The organism is Pectobacterium atrosepticum, from assembly GCA_019056595.1.
Lineage (GTDB): Bacteria > Pseudomonadota > Gammaproteobacteria > Enterobacterales > Enterobacteriaceae > Pectobacterium > Pectobacterium atrosepticum.
In genome coordinates, this window is record CP036163.1 from 3,990,768 (window position 1) to 4,009,515 (window position 18,748).

The window sequence follows — 18,748 nt, forward strand, 5'->3', positions numbered from 1 at the left end:
TTGCTTCCCATCATCACTCGGTGTTTTAGCGACGATTACCTTTGGATGTGAACGTATTTAGCGATTCTTGGTCAACTTCTCTAAATCCGCTTCGATTTCGGTAATTTTGTGAGAAACGACGCTTTCCAGATGACGCAGATCGTCGAGGATTTTGCGTTTCAGATCGACTTCAACCTGTTCCTGTTGGCAAATCTTGTCTAGCTCATCAATCACATAACGCAGATTTGGGCTGATCTCGTTGATCTCTTTATAGCCCTGCCCGCTGTTGTCTGCCACGATGGTCTTGCGCTGGCGTGGGTACTTGAATTTCACGCTTTTAGCAAAAAACTCGCCCTTATCCTTACGAAAATAGATCTTCAGGATGTCGTTGTTCGCTTCCTGACGCAGGCTATAGCGATCGATATCATCGGGATTGGTAATGCCCAAGCTTTTTAGATTGTCATACATAGCGTCACCTTCTCTGTAAAAAAAAACGGCGGGTGTTTAACCCGCCGTTCCTAGTTTAGTCGATGGAGCGTAATAACTCATTGATGCCCACTTTTCCGCGGGTTTTCGCATCCACTTTCTTCACAATGATGGCACAGTACATGCTGTGGCTACCATCTTTGGACGGCAGGTTGCCGGAAACCACGACGGAGCCCGCAGGAACGCGGCCATAGTGAATTTCACCGGTTTCACGATCGTAAATGCGGGTGCTTTGGCTGATGAACACGCCCATGGAGATGACGGAACCTTCCTCAACGACAACGCCTTCTACCACTTCAGAACGTGCACCGATGAAGCAGTTATCTTCGATGATGGTTGGGTTAGCCTGCAACGGTTCCAGAACGCCGCCGATGCCCACGCCACCGGACAGGTGAACATTTTTACCGATTTGGGCGCAGGAGCCGACGGTTACCCACGTATCGACCATGGTGCCTTCATCGACATAAGCACCGATGTTGACGTAAGACGGCATCAGCACGGTATTACGTGCGATATAGGCACCGCGACGTACGCTGGCTGGCGGTGCAACGCGCACGCCTTCACGCTGGAAACGTGCTTCATCATAGTCAGCGAATTTCATTGGCACTTTGTCGAAAAAGCGTGTTTCTCCGCCTTCGATAAGTTGGTTGTCGTTAATACGGAAAGAGAGCAGCACGGCTTTCTTCAGCCACTGATGGGTAACCCACTGGCCGTCGATTTTCTCTGCAACGCGCAGGGCGCCGCTATCCAGCAGGTTAATTGCTTGATTAACGGCTTCACGCGTGACGGTGTCTGCGTTTGCCGGAGTGATATCTGCGCGGCGCTCGAAAGCCGTCTCAATGATGTTCTGTAATTGTTGGTGCATCCTGATTTCTCTTTCCTGATTGTAAAAATTAACTCAATGGTACTTTATCGTTTGGGTTAAGGGCTTCTGTCAACCGTTCTTGCAATTTAAGACGCAATTCCGGCTTCAATGCCCGCCTGTCGCTGTCGGCAAGGATGAAAAGATCTTCCACCCGCTCGCCGATCGTGGAAATGCGTGCGCCGTGCAGCGACAGGTTGAGATCGGAAAAAATCTCACCAATACGTGCCAGCAGCCCCGGTTGGTCGAGTGCGCTGAGCTCCATGTAGCTGCGTCTGTCCGTGTGCGTCGGCAGGAAGTTGACTTCGGTTGGCACGCTGAAATGACGCAGCTTGGGCGATGTCCGTCGTACGCGCGGATGCTGGTAATGTCGTTGCGTCAGCGCCTGCTCCAGCGCATGCCGTATCATTTCATGCCGATCCTGTGCCAGCGGGCTGCCGTCCGGTTCTAGTACAATAAACGTATCCATCGCCATGCCGTCGCGGCTGGTAAAAATCTGTGCATCGTGCACGCTAAGGTTGCGCCTATCCAGCTCGCCAGCGACTGCCGCGAAAAGATAAGGCCTGTCAGGGCTCCAGATAAAGATCTCTGTGCCGCCACGGCTGGCCTGATGGCTGATTAGCACCAGCGGTTTATTGGTATCATGCTCCAGCAGATGGCGCGCGTGCCAGGCAATCTGGTTTGGAGAATGGCGCAGGAAGTAATCGGCTCGACAGCGGCTCCAGATATGGTGCAACGCTTCTTCGTCAATGTTATCCATACGCAGTAGCGCCAGCGCCTGCAAGCGGTGATGCCGGACACGTTCGCGTAAATCCGGCGTATTTTGCATGCCGCGTCGCAGCTGCTTTTCGGTAGCGAAATAGAGTTCACGCAACAAGCTCTGTTTCCAGCTGTTCCACAGCGTCTCATTGGTGGCGCAGATATCCGCAACCGTCAGGCTGACCAGATAGCGTAAGCGGGTTTCGCTCTGAACTTCCGTAGCAAATTGCTGAATGACAGTGGGATCCTGAATGTCGCGACGCTGTGCGGTGACGGACATCAACAAGTGGCAGCGCACCAGCCAGGAAACCAGCTGAGCTTCGCGCGAGTTCAGCCCGTGCAGCGCGGCAAACTCCAGTACATCCAGCGCACCCAGTTCCGAGTGATCGCCCCCACGGCCTTTGGCGATATCGTGGAACAGCGCGGCCAGCAGCAACAATTCGGGCTGGGGCAGGCGAGGGTAGAGCTCTACGCATAGCGGATGCTGTGGTCGCGTATCTTCGTCGGCGAAGCTTTCCAGCTTGAGCAGAACGCGGATCGTGTGTTCATCCACCGTATAGGCGTGAAACAGATCGAACTGCATCTGACCGACGATATTCCCCCACAGCGGCATATACGCCCACAGCACGCTGTGGCGGTGCATTGGCAACAGCGCACGGCTTACCGCATACGGATGGCGCAGAATATTCATGAATAGCTGGCGCGCTTCTGGGATGGTGCAAAGCGGGCTAGCGAGATGACGACGCGCATGGCGCAACTGGCGTAATGTGGTGGAATAAATGCCGCTGATGTCACGGTTACGCACCATCAGGTAGAACATGCGCATGATGGCTTCCGGCTTTTTGATAAACAGATTTTCATCGCGCAGGTCTACCAGATTGCCGCGTAGCTGGAATTCATCGTCAATCGGGCGGGGTTTTTCGCTCGCATCCAGCGCCAGAATTGCTTCATCAAAGAGCTGCAACAGCATCTGGTTCAACTCGCTGACGCGACGCGTCATGCGGTAGAAATCCTTCATCATGCGCTCTACTGGCGTGTTGCCTTCGCCCTGATATTGCAACAGCTGCGCGACGTTGAGCTGCCTGTCGAACAGCAAACGGTTGTCGTAACGTGGCAGGATCAGGTGTAGGGCGAAGCGGATGCGCCACAAAAAGCTTTGGCATTCGTTAAGCTCTTTACGTTCAGCCTCTGTCAGAAAGCCGAAGCCCACCATCTCGTTGAGCGAGGTCGCACCGAAGTGGCGTCTAGCGACCCACAGCAGCGTGTGAATGTCGCGTAACCCACCCGGACTGCTCTTGATGTCGGGCTCCAGATTATAGCTAGTGCTGTGATAGCGTTGATGACGTTCTTGCTGTTCGGTGATTTTTGCCGGAAAAAACGTGGGTGACGGCCAAAACTCATCACTGAATACGTGTTTTTGCAGCGTGAGAAACAGAGCAACGTCGCCGCATATCATGCGGGATTCAATCAGATTGGTCGCGACGGAAATGTCTGCACGCCCTTCCTGCAAGCACTCTTCCAGCGTCCTGACGCTATGGCCGACTTCCAGCTTTAAATCCCACAGCAGGGTAATGAATTGGCCGACACGCTGGGAATGTTCATCACTTAGCTCTGTCTGGCTTAACACCAGTACATCGATATCGGAAAGCGGGTGCAGTTCACCGCGGCCATATCCGCCAACGGCGACCAGTGCGGTTTGAGCAATATTTTCAAAGCCGTGACAGTACCACAGCCGCTGCAACAGGCGATCGATGAATAAGGTTCTGGCATCAATCAGCTTTTCCGCGCTGACACCGGAACGGAATTCTGAACCGAGCCAAAGCTGAAATAATTCCAATTGCTGTTTCAACGCCTGGCAATTCAACATGTCATCAGCGTAGGTCAGCGGCGAAACGGGGGGCTGTGCTGCTGCAATAGTGTCTATAGGGCTGTCTGGTGAGGACGCGTCAGGTGGCGTATTGTCTGGCGAAAAGCGTTTATCTGTCATAGCGCAGCCCATAAAAAAACGCAGAGCGCGTTTTTCAACGTCGCTTGCGACGACACGAAGGGGGGCGTGCTTTCTACACGCCATAAAAAGCCGGCATCTGCCGGCTTAGTGTTTACTGTTCATGCGTGATGATGTTGGGGATGGTGTCATCCTTTCGCAACGTCATTATTTCGCAGCCGTTTTCGGTTACCACAATAGTATGCTCGTACTGTGCCGACAAGCTGCGATCTTTGGTTTTTACCGTCCAGCCGTCTTTCATCGTACGGATACGGAAATCACCTGCGTTGAGCATAGGCTCGATCGTAAATGCCATGCCCGCCTGCAACACAACGCCGCCGTCATCTGCATCGTAGTGCAGAACCTGTGGCTCTTCGTGGAAGCCCTTGCCGATACCGTGGCCACAATACTCACGCACTACGGAGAAATTGTTACCTTCCGCAAACTGCTGGATCGCTTTGCCCAATGTGCGCAGGCGAATACCCGGCTTAACCATTTTCAGTGCCAGATAGAGGCTTTCCTGCGTGATGCGGCAGAGACGCTCGCCCAGAATGGTCGGCTTGCCAGCGATAAACATTTTTGACGTATCGCCGTGGAAGCCGTCTTTGATCACGGTGACGTCGATGTTGACGATATCGCCGTCTTTCAAAATCCGCTCTTCGCTAGGGATGCCGTGGCACACCACTTCGTTGATGGAGATGCAGACGGATTTCGGGAAGCCGTGGTAGCCCAGTGAGGCAGAAATGGCCTGCTGTTTGTTGGTAATGTGATCGTGACAGATTCTGTCCAATTCGCCGGTACTTACACCTGGCACTACATAAGGTTCGATGATTTCCAGAACTTCGGCAGCTAGACGACCCGCTACGCGCATTTTTTCGATGTCTTCAGAGGTTTTAATTGAAATTGCCATTGATGATTGTCCGCAGGTGCCTGTTAAGCACGAAAATTAAGAGCGATAACTAATAACTTATGTTACCAGCCCAGCCGCTGGCTTGCCAAATTATCATTCGGATTAGTAGATTGGCGAATAACAAATGTTGGTGTCGCAGGCGGATTTATGGTATAAAGCGCGCCGATGATCCGGCTGGATATTGGTTATACGGTATCTAACCACATCGACTAAACTCACTTTGTGTAAATAACACACACATGTCGGCACGTTCGCCGGGGTGCTCCTGAGGTGTTTCACCGGATGGGGTCGGCGTAATGGGACATGTGGAGGCATAACCCCATACTTAATTAATAGAGGTAATCATGGCAACTGTTTCCATGCGCGATATGCTCAAGGCTGGCGTACACTTTGGTCACCAGACCCGTTACTGGAACCCGAAAATGAAGCCATTCATCTTCGGTGCGCGTAACAAAGTTCACATCATCAACCTTGAAAACACAGTACCGATGTTCAACGATGCTTTGGCTGAGCTGGGCAAAATTGCTTCTCGCAAAGGCAAAATTCTGTTCGTTGGTACCAAGCGCGCAGCAAGCGAAGCGGTAAAAGATTCTGCTAACAACTGCGATCAGTTCTTCGTGAACCATCGTTGGTTGGGCGGTATGCTGACTAACTGGAAAACCGTTCGTCAGTCCATCAAGCGTTTGAAAGATCTGGAAATCCAATCTCAAGACGGCACGTTCGACAAGCTGACCAAAAAAGAGGCGCTGATGCGCACTCGTGAACTGGACAAGCTTGAGAAAAGCCTGGGTGGTATCAAAGATATGGGTGGCCTGCCAGACGCGCTGTTTGTTATCGATGCCGATCACGAGCACATCGCAATCAAAGAAGCTAACAACCTAGGTATTCCGGTATTCGCTGTGGTTGATACCAACTCTGATCCCGATGGTGTTGACTTCATCATCCCTGGTAACGATGACGCAATCCGTGCAATTAACCTGTACCTGGGTGCTGTTGCTACTGCTGTCCGCGAAGGCCGTTCTCAAGATCTGGCTGTGCAGGCAGAAGAAGGCTTAGTAGAAGCTGAATAATAAGTCTGGCTCGTTGAGCCCTTATTAACCAGGTAGCACTAGTTTGGTTAGGGGCCTTTTTATGGCCCCTTTTTCACTTTTAAAGCTGTTTGGTCGTGACGACCGAGCAGAACAAATCTTCTGAGGATTTTAGAATGGCTGAAATTACCGCATCCCTGGTAAAAGAGCTGCGTGAGCGTACCGCGGCAGGCATGATGGAATGTAAGAAAGCGCTGGTTGAAGCTAATGGCGACATCGAGCTTGCAATCGAAAACATGCGTAAATCCGGTGCGATCAAAGCAGCTAAGAAAGCAGGTAACGTTGCTGCTGACGGCGTAATCAAGACTAAGATCGACGGTAACTACGCTGTGATTCTGGAAGTTAACTGCCAGACTGACTTCGTTGCTAAAGATGGTGGTTTCCAGGCGTTTGCTGACAAAGTGCTAGATGCTGCGGTTGCAGGCAAAATCACTGATGTTGACGTGTTGAAAGCACAGTTCGAAGAAGAGCGTGTTGCACTGGTTGCTAAAATCGGTGAGAACATCAACATCCGTCGCGTTTCCGCTCTGGAAGGCGAAGTTCTGGGTAACTACCAACACGGTGCGCGCATCGGTGTTCTGGTTGCTGCTAAAGGCGCTGATGAAGAGCTGGTTAAACACCTGGCTATGCATGTTGCTGCAAGCAAGCCTGAGTTCGTTAAACCAGAAGATGTATCTGCTGAAGTGGTAGCGAAAGAGTACCAGGTTCAGCTGGAAATCGCGATGCAGTCTGGCAAGCCGAAAGAAATCGCAGAGAAAATGGTTGAAGGCCGTATGAAGAAATTCACCGGCGAAGTTTCTCTGACTGGTCAGCCTTTCGTTATGGATCCAGCCAAGTCTGTTGGTCAACTGCTGAAAGAGCACAATGCTGACGTGACTAACTTCATCCGTTTCGAAGTGGGTGAAGGCATTGAGAAAGTTGAGACTGACTTTGCTGCTGAAGTTGCAGCAATGAGTAAGCAGTCTTAATAGTAAAAAAAGAGCCGCCAGTTGGCGGTTCCTTTTTATCCAGCCCCACGAGTTTTAGTTCGCTTGGCTTCCTGCATTCAGGCAGGAGCTGGGTGGAACAGTTTTGATTTTTACAGTATTGATTTATACAACCCCCCCAATACCACGACAGCCTGTAGGATAAGAACACCATGGCAACCAATGCAAAACCCGTCTATCAACGAATCCTGCTGAAACTCAGTGGCGAAGCTTTACAGGGAACTGAAGGTTTTGGTATCGATGCGAGTATTCTGGATCGCATGGCTCAGGAAGTGAAAGAACTGGTTGAGTTAGGCATTCAGGTCGGTGTGGTTATCGGCGGTGGTAACCTGTTTCGTGGCGCGGGTCTGGCTAAAGCGGGCATGAACCGCGTTGTGGGCGACCACATGGGAATGCTGGCGACCGTCATGAATGGTCTGGCAATGCGTGATGCGTTGCACCGTGCCTATGTGAACGCTCGCCTGATGTCTGCGATTCCCCTGAATGGCGTCTGTGACAACTACAGCTGGGCGGAAGCGATCAGCCTGCTGCGTAATAATCGCGTGGTGATTTTCTCCGCCGGAACAGGCAACCCTTTCTTTACCACGGATTCTGCGGCTTGCCTTCGCGGCATTGAGATTGAGGCGGATGTCGTATTGAAGGCGACAAAAGTCGATGGCGTCTATTCTGCCGATCCGGTACAAGATCCTTCAGCGACGATGTATGAAACGCTAACCTATCAAGATGTGTTAGAACGTGAACTGAAAGTGATGGATCTTGCTGCGTTCACGCTGGCACGCGACCATAATTTGCCGATCCGCGTTTTCAACATGAACAAACCCGGCGCACTGCGTCGTGTTGTTATGGGTGAGAAAGAAGGGACGTTGATTAGTCAGTAACTCAAATTATGGGGTAATATATTGTCAGTATTGCTCCATACGCCAGCCGAGCGCTGGTATTAATTATTCACTGGGTCATGCACTGACATGGCCTGCCAGGCAACCAGTTTTCAAGGGTTCACAACGTGACTAATGAAATCAGAAAAGATGCTGAAACGCGCATGGACAAATGTGTTGAAGCGTTTAAAAACCAGATTAACAGAATCCGTACCGGCCGTGCATCGCCAAGTATTCTTGATGGCATTCATGTTGAATACTATGGCAGCGCAACGCCGTTGCGCCAACTCGCTAACGTTGTGGTAGAAGATTCCCGCACGCTGGCAATTTCGGTATTCGATCGTTCACTGAGCCCAGCGGTCGAGAAAGCGATCATGGCCTCTGACCTCGGCCTGAACCCGTCTTCTGCTGGCACCGTAATCCGTGTTCCGTTGCCACCTCTGACGGAAGAACGTCGTAAAGATCTGATCAAAGTCGTCCGTGGCGAAGCAGAGCAGGGGCGTATCTCTGTACGCAACGTGCGCCGTGATGCTAACGACAAGTTTAAAGCACTGTTGAAAGACAAAGCGATCAGTGAAGATGAAGAACGTCGTGCTCAGGACGACGTGCAGAAATTGACTGACAACTTCATCAAGAAAGTGGACGTCGCACTAGCAGAAAAAGAAGCGGAGCTGATGGAGTTCTAATCAGCTTGTTAGATAGTGCGTCGCAGGATGTTTTTTCCGGCGGCGCTTTATTTTTTATATAATATGCGTTATGCAATGAATGGGTGAAGGCTAGCCCCTCTGGGCAGTAAACAAATTTTTGCTATGCATACGCCTGCGACGATCGTGACGGTGATCAATCGCAGAGATATATCATGGTAATCGTCTCAGACTCGTGTACCTTCCTGTCATCAAATCCGGTTATTCAGAGCATTTTTAATGAAGCAACTGACAATTCTTGGTTCCACTGGCTCTATTGGCGTCAGTTCTCTGGCTGTAATTAAAGCCAACCCAGATAAATTTACCGTACGCGCGCTATCCGCTGGGTACAACGTCAAGCTTATGTTGGAACAGTGCCTGACTTTCCAACCCACTTATGCCTCAATGGCTGATGAAGCCTCTGCAACTGCTCTGCGCCAGCAGTTGGCAGAATACGGTTGCAAAACAGAGGTTCTGGCGGGAGTTCAGGCCGCATGTGAGCTCGCTGCACTGGACGGCGTCGATCAGGTCATGGCTGCGATTGTGGGGGCGGCTGGGCTATTACCGACGCTGGCGGCAATCCATGCTGGAAAACAGGTTTTGTTGGCGAATAAAGAATCACTCGTCACCTGCGGACGTCTCTTTATGGATGCCGTCGAGCAAAGCGATGCGCAGCTTTTACCGATTGATAGCGAACATAATGCAATTTTTCAGAGTTTACCTGAGCAAATTCAGCGCCAATTAGGCTACGCTTCACTGTCGAAACATGGAGTCGAACGTATTATTTTGACTGGCTCCGGTGGACCGTTTCGTGAAACGCCGGTATCAGCGTTGGCAGACATGACGCCTGATCAGGCGTGTGCGCACCCGAACTGGTCAATGGGGCGCAAGATTTCGGTTGATTCTGCCACTATGATGAATAAGGGGCTGGAGTATATCGAAGCGCGTTGGTTGTTTAATGCCTCTGCCGAACAGATGGAAGTCATTATTCATCCGCAGTCAGTGATTCACTCGATGGTGCGCTACCGTGATGGCAGCGTCTTGGCGCAGTTGGGTTCGCCCGACATGCGTACGCCGATTGCTCATGCAATGGCTTATCCCGAACGTGTGGCATCGGGCGCAAAAGCATTAGATTTTTGCCAAATTGGCGCGCTGACATTTTTAGCACCAGACTATGCGCGCTATCCTTGTTTGCAGTTGGCGATTGATGCCTGCAATCACGGTCAGTCGGCTACCACGACATTGAACGCCGCAAATGAAATTGCGGTGGCAGCATTTTTGCAGTCGCAGATACGTTTTACGGATATCGCGGCGGTAAATCAACATGTTATTGAACAACTTACATTGCCAGAACCCACCAGCGTTGATGATGTTTTGTTCATCGATAGCTGGGCCAGACAGGTCGCAGCACAGACCCTGACACATTACGTGCGATAGCCGGATAGACCCATGGCACAATTTGTTCATGTGCGGTGGAGGTGGTATAGTCTGCGCCACTCAATGGTTGATTATGCGAAAGTTGTTTAATCGACCATGCAGCTAAGCCGTGATCGTTCACGGCTTTTTTTGCGCTAATGGGGTCTGATGTTACGGAAGGACTGTTGTATTTCTTGCTTGAGGAAATAAGTACGCGTTATGCCGTCCGATAATCAAAAGAATACTAACGATCTGCCACTCGCCGGGCCGCGGCATGTTGCCATTATCATGGATGGCAATGGTCGCTGGGCGAAAAGCCGGGGGAAGATGCGGATTTTTGGCCATCAGGCTGGTGTAAAGGCTGTGCGACGTTCAGTCAGTTTCGCAGTGAACCACGGATTGGATGCTCTGACACTTTACGCATTTAGCAGTGAAAACTGGAACCGTCCGGCGCAGGAAGTTTCCGCACTCATGGAGCTGTTTGTTCGAGCACTGGACAGCGAAGTGAAAAGCCTGCACAAGCACAATGTTCGCTTGCGGGTGATTGGCGATATCGGCCGCTTCAGTCCGCGTTTACAAGAGAGAATCCGTCGTTCAGAAGTGCTGACAGAAAAGAATCAGGGGCTCACACTGAATATTGCCGCGAATTATGGCGGCCGTTGGGATATTATTCAGGGAGTACGGCAACTTGCAGAGCAGGTGCAGGAAGGTATTCTGCGCCCTGATAGCATTAATGAAGCGTCATTGTGTCAGTATATCTGTCTGAATGATCTGGCTCCGGTTGATTTGGTGATCAGAACCGGTGGAGAACACCGCATCAGTAATTTTCTTCTGTGGCAAATTGCTTATGCTGAACTTTACTTTACTGATGTCCTCTGGCCTGATTTCGATGAACAAGTCTTTGAAGGTGCGCTGAATGCTTTTGCACAACGCGAGCGCCGCTTCGGGGGAACAACACCTATCGATGCTGATGCATCCTAGGGGGAACTTTTGCTGAAGTATCGCCTGATTACTGCTTTTATCTTGATTCCGATTGTTATTGCGGCACTGTTCTTGCTGCCTCCTTTGGGATTCACGCTTGTTACGCTGGCTGTGTGTATGCTGGCGGCATGGGAATGGGGTCAATTGGCGGGCTTTGCCTCTTATGGTCAACGCCTGTGGCTCGCAATTCTATGTGGTTTTTTGCTGGCGCTGATGTTGTTATCACTCCCAGCTTACCATTACTCCGTGCATATTCCGCAAATCAGTATTGCGCTCTGGTCATCACTGGTGTGGTGGGGTATTGCGCTGTTTTTGGTTCTGTTCTACCCAGCTTCCGCCTCATTTTGGCGTCATTCACGCGCATTGCGGCTCGTGTTCGGCATCATGACGATCGTGCCGTTTTTCTGGGGCATGGTTGCGCTTCGTCATTACAATTACGCGATTAATCCATTCGCTGGTGCCTGGTGGCTGCTGTACGTCATGCTGCTGGTCTGGGGAGCGGACAGCGGTGCCTACATGTTCGGCAAACTGTTTGGTAAGCGTAAACTTGCGCCAAAAGTCTCGCCGGGCAAAACCTGGGAAGGCTTTCTCGGTGGTCTGGCAACCTCAGCGCTAATTTCTTTGCTGTTTAGCCTCTATGCGCCATTAACGGTGGCGGCATCAACGTTGCTGATTTGTTCTATCGCTGCTGCGCTGGCTTCGGTACTGGGTGATTTGACAGAAAGCATGTTCAAACGTGAGGCAGGCATCAAAGACAGTAGCCATTTGATTCCGGGGCATGGTGGCGTGCTCGATCGTATCGATAGCCTGACGGCTGCGGTTCCTGTGTTCTCTTGCCTGATGCTGCTGCTGTTTAAAGTGGCTTAGAATAAAGCGGTAGAGCTATTTATGTTGAGTTTTCTCTGGAATCTTGCCGCGTTTATCATCGCACTAGGTGTGTTGGTCACCGTCCATGAGTTTGGGCATTTCTGGGTGGCGCGCCGCTGTGGTGTGAAGGTTGAGCGCTTTTCTGTTGGTTTCGGTCGCGCACTATGGCGTCGTCGCGATCGTACCGGTACGGAATTTGTGATTGCGTTGATCCCGCTTGGCGGCTACGTGAAGATGCTGGATGAGCGTGTCGACACCGTGGCACCAGAATTCCGCCACCAATCCTTTAACAGTAAAACGGTCTGGCAGCGCGCGGCTATCGTCAGCGCTGGTCCAATTGCCAATTTCCTGTTTGCTATTGTGGCGTACTGGCTGGTGTTTATTCTCGGCGTGCCGGGCGTGCGTCCGATAGTGGGCGAAATACTGCCCAACTCCATCGCGGCACAAGCGGAAATGTCGGCGGGAATGGAACTAAAGTCAGTTGATGGTATCGAAACGCCTGATTGGGATACCGCGCGTCTGGCGCTGATCGGTAAAATCGGCGATAGCGATGTTGTGATCGGAAGCGCACCTTTAGGCTCCGACCGTGTCGTCCAGAAAACGCTGGATTTACGCGAGTGGCAGTTTGAGCCTGATAAGCAAGATCCGGCTTCCTCGCTCGGGATTATCCCGCGCGGTCCGCAAATTGAGCCCGTGTTGCATCAGGTGCAGGCAGGCTCTGCGGCGGAAAAAGCAGGTTTGCAAGTCGGGGATAGGATCGTTAAAGTCGACGGGCAGGCGCTAGCGCAATGGCGTGATTTTGTCATCGCTGTGCGTGATAACCCCGGACAATCTATTGCTCTGGAGGTAGAGCGACACGGTGCAGCGGTACCGTTGACGTTAACGCCAGACAGTAAATCTGTAGGAAGTGGCAGAATTGAAGGTTTGGCAGGTGTTATGCCAAGCGTGACGCCGCTGCCTGAAGAATACAGGACGGTGCGCCAGTATGGGCCGTTCAGTGCTGCCTATCAGGCAACAGATAAAACCTGGCAACTGATGAAATTGACCGTCAGTATGTTAGGGAAACTGGTTATGGGTGATGTTAAGCTGAATAACCTGAGTGGTCCCATTTCGATTGCTCAGGGTGCTGGAATGTCAGCAGATTATGGATTGATTTATTACCTGATGTTTTTGGCCTTAATCAGCGTCAATTTGGGGATCATCAATCTGTTCCCGCTGCCGGTATTGGATGGTGGACACCTGCTCTTTCTTGCAGTTGAAAAACTGAAGGGCAGGCCGGTTTCTGAGCGTGTGCAGGACGTTAGTTATCGCATTGGTACAGTGTTGCTGATGTTGTTAATGGGACTCGCACTTTTCAATGATTTCTCTCGTCTCTAGGCGCGGGATTAGGTTAGGAAAAACGCATAACAACGATGGCGATCAAAAAGTTGCTCATAGCGTCGCTGCTGTTTAGCAGCGCAACCGTATACGGTGCAGACGGGTTCGTAGTGAAGGACATTCATTTCGAGGGCCTGCAAAGGGTTGCCGTCGGGGCGGCACTACTCAGTATGCCAGTCCGCGTTGGTGATACCATCGGTGACGATGATATCGGTAACACCATCCGTGCCTTGTTTGCGACCGGAAATTTTGAAGATGTTCGCGTCCTGCGCGATGGCGAAACGCTGATTGTGCAGGTCAAAGAACGTCCGACAATCGCCAGCGTCACGTTTTCCGGCAATAAGTCAGTCAAAGACGACATGCTGAAAGAAAACCTGGAAGCCTCGGGCGTGCGCGTTGGTGAAGCGTTAGACCGTACGGCGCTCACCAGCATCGAAAAAGGACTGGAAGATTTCTACTACAGCGTCGGTAAGTACAGTGCGTCGGTTAAAGCCGTTGTCACGCCATTGCCGCGTAACCGCGTAGACCTGAAACTGGTCTTCACGGAAGGCGTTTCCGCCAAGATCCAGCAGATTAATATTGTCGGTAACAAAGCGTTCAGTTCCGACGAATTGATCTCCCGTTTCCAACTGCGTGATGAAGTGCCGTGGTGGAACGTGGTTGGTGACCGTAAATACCAGAAACAAAAACTGTCTGGCGATCTGGAAACCCTACGGAGTTTCTATCTGGATCGCGGCTATGCGCGCTTCAACATCGATTCTACTCAGGTGAGCCTGACGCCAGATAAAAAAGGCATCTATATCACCATCAATATGACGGAAGGCGAGCAGTACAAGCTGTCCGGCGTCGCGGTGAAAGGTAATCTGGCTGGCCACTCTGCGGAAATTGAAGGGCTGACGAAAGTCGAACCCGGTGAACTCTACAATGGGACGAAAGTCACCCGGATGGAAGAGGACATCAAGAAGCTGCTGGGTCGTTATGGCTATGCCTATCCGCGTGTGGTAACACAGCCGGAAATTAATGACGCAGACAAGACGGTGAGATTAAACATCAACGTTGATGCGGGTAACCGCTTCTATGTGCGTCATGTTCGCTTTGACGGCAACGATACGTCTAAAGATACTGTTCTGCGCCGTGAAATGCGCCAGATGGAAGGTGCCTGGTTAGGCAACGATCTGGTTGAGCAAGGCAAAGAGCGTCTAAACCGACTGGGATACTTTGAAAGCGTTGAGGTAGAAACACAGCGTGTTCCCGGTGTCGCCGATCAGGTTGATGTGACGTATAAAGTCAAAGAGCGTAATACAGGTACATTCAACTTTGGTGTCGGTTTCGGTACGGAAAGCGGCGTGAGTTTCCAAGCTGGGGTTCAGCAGGACAACTGGTTGGGAACGGGTAACTCCGTTGGGATCAGCGGGACTAAAAACGACTACCAGACGTATGTCGAGCTGTCACTGACCGACCCATACTTCACCGTTGATGGCGTTAGCCTCGGTGGTCGCGTCTTCTATAACAAATTTGAAGCATCTGACGCCGACCTATCCGACTACACCAACGTGAGCTATGGCGTTGGCAGCACCTTGGGCTTCCCGATTAACGAGAATAACTCACTGCGTGTCGGTCTGGATTATGTGCATAACGACCTGTCGGATATGAGACCGCAGGTGTCGATGTGGCGTTATCTGGACTCTGTCGGGGTTAATCCTTCCGTCGTAGGTGAGAATGTTAAATCCAGTGCAGATTTCAAAGCGAACGATTTCTTCCTGAATACCGGATGGTCATATAACAACCTGGATCGCGGTTACTTCCCGACGAAAGGGACACGTGCGTCCGCGAATGCCAAGATCGCGGTGCCAGGTTCGGACAATGAATACTACAAACTGACGTTTGATTCAGCGAGCTACTATCCGTTGACCGAGAGTGGTAAATGGGTGGTGATGGGCCGTACCCGTGCAGGCTTTGCGGATGGTATCGGAAGTAAAGAAGTGCCGTTCTACGACAACTTCTATGCTGGTGGTTCCAGTACGGTGCGTGGCTTCCAATCGAATACGATTGGTCCTAAAGCGGCCTATTATAAGTGCCCAGCGAACCTTGTTGGCTCTGGCTTTAACTCTTACTCAGGTTGCCCGATTGATTCAACCAATATGGATGATGCCGTTGGCGGTAACGCGATGGCGGTGCTGAGTGCGGAACTTATCGTGCCGACGCCGTTTATCAGTGATAAATACGCCAACTCCGTACGAACTTCCTTCTTTGTGGATGGCGGTACGGTATGGGATACCAACTGGGAAAATACGGCTGAAACACTGAAAGCAGGTGTACCGGATTACGGCAAGGCAACCAACTTCCGCGTTTCCAGTGGTATCGCGTTGCAATGGATGTCTCCGCTTGGGCCATTGGTCTTCTCCTATGCCCAGCCGGTTAAAAAGTACGATGGAGACAAGTCGGAACAATTCCAGTTTAACATTGGCAAAACCTGGTAGTGTGACGTCCGTAGGTCGTATGCAGGGAATGTCGCATCGCTGCTCATTGGCATGAATGCTGGAAATACAGCTGGCACCATGACGCGATGCCCATCATTAAAGTGTTAAGACACAAATTAGGTTAGGTTGAGGAGTTTATAGTGAAAAAGTGGTTATGTGCCGCAGGCCTCGGTTTAGTATTGGCTGCTTCAGCCAGCGTTCAGGCTGCTGACAAGATTGCCGTTGTTAACGTTTCCAGCATCTTCCAACAGTTGCCGCAGCGTGAAAGCGTTGGCAAACAGCTGGAAAATGAGTTCAAAGGTCGTGCTTCTGAGCTGCAATCGATGGAAAACGATTTGCAGGGCAAGATGCAGAAGTTGCAGCGTGATGGCTCTACCATGAAAGCGAGCGATCGCAGCAAAATGGAAAAAGACGTCATGGCGCAGCGCGAGCAGTTCTCTACTAAAGCGCAGGCTTTTGAGCAGGACAACCGTCGTCGTCAGACTGAAGAACGCAACAAAATCCTGAGTCGTATTCAGGACGCCGTGAAAGCCGTTGCAACTAAAGAAGGTTATGATGTTGTGATTGACGCTAACGCTGTTGCGTATGTCGCCAATGCCAAAGACATTACTGCCGATGTGCTGAAACAGGTTAAATAATACATGTATTCGATTCGACTGGACGCGTTAGCTCAACAGTTGGATGCACAATTACACGGTGATGGCGATATCGTCATCACCGGTGTTGCTTCTATGCATTCGGCAAAAACTGGGCAAATTACGTTTCTTTCCGACAGTCGTTACCGTGAGCAACTGGCCGAGACGCAAGCGTCTGCGGTCGTGCTGACGGAAGCGGATTTACCTTACTGTCAGGTTGCTGCGCTGGTAGTGAAAAATCCCTACCTTACCTATGCTCACATGGCACAACTGCTGGATACGACACCGCAACCAGCAACCGATATTGCCCCGAGTGCGGTCATCGCTTCAGATGCGACGCTGGGTCAGCAGGTGTCCATTGGCGCAAATGCCGTTATCGAATCTGGCGCACAGTTGGGTGATGGTGTTGTTATTGGCCCTGGCTGTTTTGTTGGCAAAAATGCCCGCATTGGTGCCGGCACCCGTTTGTGGGCAAATGTAACGATTTATCACCGCGTTGAGCTTGGTGAGCATTGCCTGATCCAGTCTGGAACGGTTATTGGTTCTGATGGTTTTGGCTATGCCAACGATCGCGGCAACTGGGTGAAGATTCCGCAGTTGGGAACGGTCAGAATTGGCGATCAGGTTGAGATTGGCGCGAGCACGACTATCGATCGTGGTGCGTTGGATGATACGGTCATTGGCAATGGTGTTATCATTGATAACCAATGTCAGATTGCGCACAACGTCGTGATTGGCGACAATACCGCGGTCGCGGGTGGCGTCATTATGGCGGGGAGCTTGAAAATTGGTCGTTATTGCATGATCGGCGGTGCCAGCGTGATTAACGGGCACATGGAGATCTGCGATAAAGTGACGGTAACGGGAATGGGTATGGTCATGCGACCAATCACTGAACCTGGGGTATACTCTTCGGGCATTCCTTTGCAACCCAATAAAGTGTGGCGCAAAACTGCAGCGCTGGTGATGAATATTGATGAGATAAGCAAACGGTTAAAAGCCGTTGAACGAAAAGTCGATAACGTTTAATCACTCGCGTTTTATTTGCGGCCTGCCTGAAGACACCTAATTTAGGGTCTGCGCAGGCCGTGTTGTTGATGGCATCAGTTTTTTATGGACAGGAAGAGTATTTTGACTACTGACACTCATACTCTGAATATTGAAGAGATTTTAGAATTATTACCGCACCGTTTCCCGTTTTTACTGGTTGATCGGGTACTGGATTTTGAAAAAGGGAAGTTTCTGCGGGCGGTGAAAAACGTCTCTTTCAACGAACCCTTCTTCCAGGGGCATTTCCCGGGTAAACCCATTTTTCCCGGTGTGTTGATTCTGGAAGCCATGGCTCAGGCTACGGGTATCCTGGCGTTTAAAAGCGTCGGTAAACTGGAGCCGGGTGAGCTGTACTATTTCGCCGCTGTGGACGAAGCGCGCTTTAAGCGCCCCGTGCAGCCAGGCGATCAAATGATCCTTGAAGTTGAATTCATTAAAGAGCGTCGTGGCGTTGCGCGCTTTAAAGGTGTTGCCAAAGTTGATGGCGAAGTGGCCTGTGAAGCGTCAATGATGTGTGCTCGTCGTCGGGAGTCCTGATAACGTGATTGATCAAACCGCCTTTATTCATCCTAGTTCGATTGTTGAAGACGGTGCCATTATTGGCGCTGGTGTTCATATTGGCCCTTTCTGCTATATCGGTTCTCAGGTTGAGATCGGTGCAGGTACGGTGCTGAAATCGCATGTCGTCGTCAATGGCGTCACTAAAATTGGTCGCGACAACGAAATCTATCAGTTCACGTCAATTGGTGAAGTGAATCAGGATCTCAAATATGCTGGGGAACCGACCCGCGTTGAGATTGGCGATCGTAACCGCATCCGTGAAAGCGTCACGATTCATCGTGGCACGTCGCAGGGCGGCGGGTTGACTAAAGTCGGTAGCGATAACCTGTTGATGATCAACACGCATATTGCACACGACTGCGTAGTGGGCAATCGCTGTATTCTGGCGAATAACGCTACGTTGGGCGGCCACGTTTCCGTCGATGATTTTGCGATTATCGGTGGGATGACGGCTGTGCACCAGTTCTGCATTATCGGTGCTCACGTGATGGTCGGTGGGTGTTCTGGTGTGGCGCAAGACGTTCCTCCGTATGTTGTCGCGCAGGGTAATCATGCCACGCCGTTTGGCCTGAACATCGAAGGCCTGAAGCGTCGCGGATTCGAAAAAGAAACGCTGCATGCGATCCGTAACGCGTACAAGCTGCTCTACCGTAGCGGTAAAACGCTGGATGAGGTGAAACCGGAAATCGAAGCGCTGGCGGCTGAACATCCGGCAGTGCAGGCATTTACCGATTTCTTTGCCCGTTCTACTCGCGGCATTATTCGTTAA

17 protein-coding genes are annotated in these 18,748 nt (G+C 51.2%); 13 read left to right on the plus strand and 4 right to left on the minus strand.

The annotated features are described in order from the left end of the window. Positions 1-57: 57 nt before the first annotated feature. The 4 genes from DCX48_18850 to map form a co-directional block, all read right to left on the minus strand. Positions 58-447 carry a DUF3461 family protein gene (locus DCX48_18850; GenBank protein QXE16384.1) on the minus strand — a complete coding sequence of 130 codons (390 nt, stop codon included), beginning with the start codon at positions 445-447 and terminating at the stop codon, positions 58-60. 55 nt (positions 448-502) lie between these two features. Beyond that, entirely contained in the window at positions 503-1,330 is an 828-nt protein-coding gene (dapD, locus tag DCX48_18855) for a 2,3,4,5-tetrahydropyridine-2,6-dicarboxylate N-succinyltransferase (GenBank protein QXE16385.1), read from the minus strand. A 28-nt stretch (positions 1,331-1,358) separates the two neighbouring features. Beyond that, complete coding sequence (gene glnD, locus DCX48_18860) at positions 1,359-4,073, minus strand: bifunctional uridylyltransferase/uridylyl-removing protein GlnD (GenBank protein QXE16386.1); 2,715 nt, start codon at positions 4,071-4,073, stop codon at positions 1,359-1,361. Between the two features lie 112 nt (positions 4,074-4,185). Then, entirely contained in the window at positions 4,186-4,980 is a 795-nt protein-coding gene (gene map / locus DCX48_18865; GenBank protein ID QXE16387.1) for a type I methionyl aminopeptidase, read from the minus strand. A gap of 344 nt (positions 4,981-5,324) precedes the next feature. Here map and rpsB point away from each other — a divergent pair, with 344 nt between their 5' ends. The 13 genes from rpsB (at position 5,325) to DCX48_18930 (ending at position 18,748) form a co-directional block, all read left to right on the plus strand. Then, positions 5,325-6,050: a 30S ribosomal protein S2 gene (rpsB, locus tag DCX48_18870; GenBank protein QXE16388.1), complete on the plus strand. Its 726-nt coding sequence runs from the start codon at positions 5,325-5,327 to the stop codon at positions 6,048-6,050. Positions 6,051-6,184: 134 nt separating this feature from the next. Then, positions 6,185-7,036, plus strand: a complete 852-nt coding sequence (locus DCX48_18875) for an elongation factor Ts (protein QXE16389.1) — start codon at positions 6,185-6,187, stop codon at positions 7,034-7,036. Positions 7,037-7,206: 170 nt separating this feature from the next. Continuing rightward, entirely contained in the window at positions 7,207-7,932 is a 726-nt protein-coding gene (locus DCX48_18880; GenBank protein ID QXE16390.1) for a UMP kinase, read from the plus strand. A gap of 125 nt (positions 7,933-8,057) precedes the next feature. Continuing rightward, on the plus strand, positions 8,058-8,615 hold the full coding sequence (locus tag DCX48_18885; GenBank protein ID QXE16391.1) for a ribosome recycling factor: 558 nt from the start codon (positions 8,058-8,060) through the stop codon (positions 8,613-8,615). Positions 8,616-8,852: 237 nt separating this feature from the next. Next, entirely contained in the window at positions 8,853-10,049 is a 1,197-nt protein-coding gene (locus DCX48_18890) for a 1-deoxy-D-xylulose-5-phosphate reductoisomerase (protein ID QXE16392.1), read from the plus strand. Positions 10,050-10,247: 198 nt separating this feature from the next. Then, a complete protein-coding gene (locus DCX48_18895) occupies positions 10,248-11,009 on the plus strand; it encodes a (2E,6E)-farnesyl-diphosphate-specific ditrans,polycis-undecaprenyl-diphosphate synthase (GenBank protein ID QXE16393.1) in 762 nt (253 codons plus the stop codon). 9 nt (positions 11,010-11,018) lie between these two features. Continuing rightward, positions 11,019-11,876: a phosphatidate cytidylyltransferase gene (cdsA, locus tag DCX48_18900; GenBank protein QXE16394.1), complete on the plus strand. Its 858-nt coding sequence runs from the start codon at positions 11,019-11,021 to the stop codon at positions 11,874-11,876. A 21-nt stretch (positions 11,877-11,897) separates the two neighbouring features. After that, entirely contained in the window at positions 11,898-13,253 is a 1,356-nt protein-coding gene (gene rseP / locus DCX48_18905) for a sigma E protease regulator RseP (GenBank protein ID QXE16395.1), read from the plus strand. 35 nt (positions 13,254-13,288) lie between these two features. Continuing rightward, positions 13,289-15,733: an outer membrane protein assembly factor BamA gene (gene bamA, locus DCX48_18910; protein QXE16396.1), complete on the plus strand. Its 2,445-nt coding sequence runs from the start codon at positions 13,289-13,291 to the stop codon at positions 15,731-15,733. A 140-nt stretch (positions 15,734-15,873) separates the two neighbouring features. After that, positions 15,874-16,371, plus strand: a complete 498-nt coding sequence (locus tag DCX48_18915) for a molecular chaperone Skp (protein ID QXE16397.1) — start codon at positions 15,874-15,876, stop codon at positions 16,369-16,371. A 3-nt stretch (positions 16,372-16,374) separates the two neighbouring features. Beyond that, entirely contained in the window at positions 16,375-17,397 is a 1,023-nt protein-coding gene (gene lpxD, locus DCX48_18920) for a UDP-3-O-(3-hydroxymyristoyl)glucosamine N-acyltransferase (protein QXE16398.1), read from the plus strand. A gap of 102 nt (positions 17,398-17,499) precedes the next feature. Continuing rightward, positions 17,500-17,955: a 3-hydroxyacyl-ACP dehydratase FabZ gene (gene fabZ / locus DCX48_18925; GenBank protein QXE16399.1), complete on the plus strand. Its 456-nt coding sequence runs from the start codon at positions 17,500-17,502 to the stop codon at positions 17,953-17,955. Between the two features lie 4 nt (positions 17,956-17,959). Next, a complete protein-coding gene (locus DCX48_18930) occupies positions 17,960-18,748 on the plus strand; it encodes an acyl-ACP--UDP-N-acetylglucosamine O-acyltransferase (GenBank protein ID QXE16400.1) in 789 nt (262 codons plus the stop codon).

Coding starts and splice junctions, on each gene's coding strand:
- DCX48_18850 (QXE16384.1), bottom strand. CDS start 447: ATGTATGACAATCTAAAAAGCTTGGGCATTACCAATCCCGATGATATC.
- dapD (QXE16385.1), bottom strand. CDS start 1,330: ATGCACCAACAATTACAGAACATCATTGAGACGGCTTTCGAGCGCCGC.
- glnD (QXE16386.1), bottom strand. CDS start 4,073: ATGACAGATAAACGCTTTTCGCCAGACAATACGCCACCTGACGCGTCC.
- map (QXE16387.1), bottom strand. CDS start 4,980: ATGGCAATTTCAATTAAAACCTCTGAAGACATCGAAAAAATGCGCGTA.
- rpsB (QXE16388.1), top strand. CDS start 5,325: ATGGCAACTGTTTCCATGCGCGATATGCTCAAGGCTGGCGTACACTTT.
- DCX48_18875 (QXE16389.1), top strand. CDS start 6,185: ATGGCTGAAATTACCGCATCCCTGGTAAAAGAGCTGCGTGAGCGTACC.
- DCX48_18880 (QXE16390.1), top strand. CDS start 7,207: ATGGCAACCAATGCAAAACCCGTCTATCAACGAATCCTGCTGAAACTC.
- DCX48_18890 (QXE16392.1), top strand. CDS start 8,853: ATGAAGCAACTGACAATTCTTGGTTCCACTGGCTCTATTGGCGTCAGT.
- DCX48_18895 (QXE16393.1), top strand. CDS start 10,248: ATGCCGTCCGATAATCAAAAGAATACTAACGATCTGCCACTCGCCGGG.
- rseP (QXE16395.1), top strand. CDS start 11,898: ATGTTGAGTTTTCTCTGGAATCTTGCCGCGTTTATCATCGCACTAGGT.
- bamA (QXE16396.1), top strand. CDS start 13,289: ATGGCGATCAAAAAGTTGCTCATAGCGTCGCTGCTGTTTAGCAGCGCA.
- lpxD (QXE16398.1), top strand. CDS start 16,375: ATGTATTCGATTCGACTGGACGCGTTAGCTCAACAGTTGGATGCACAA.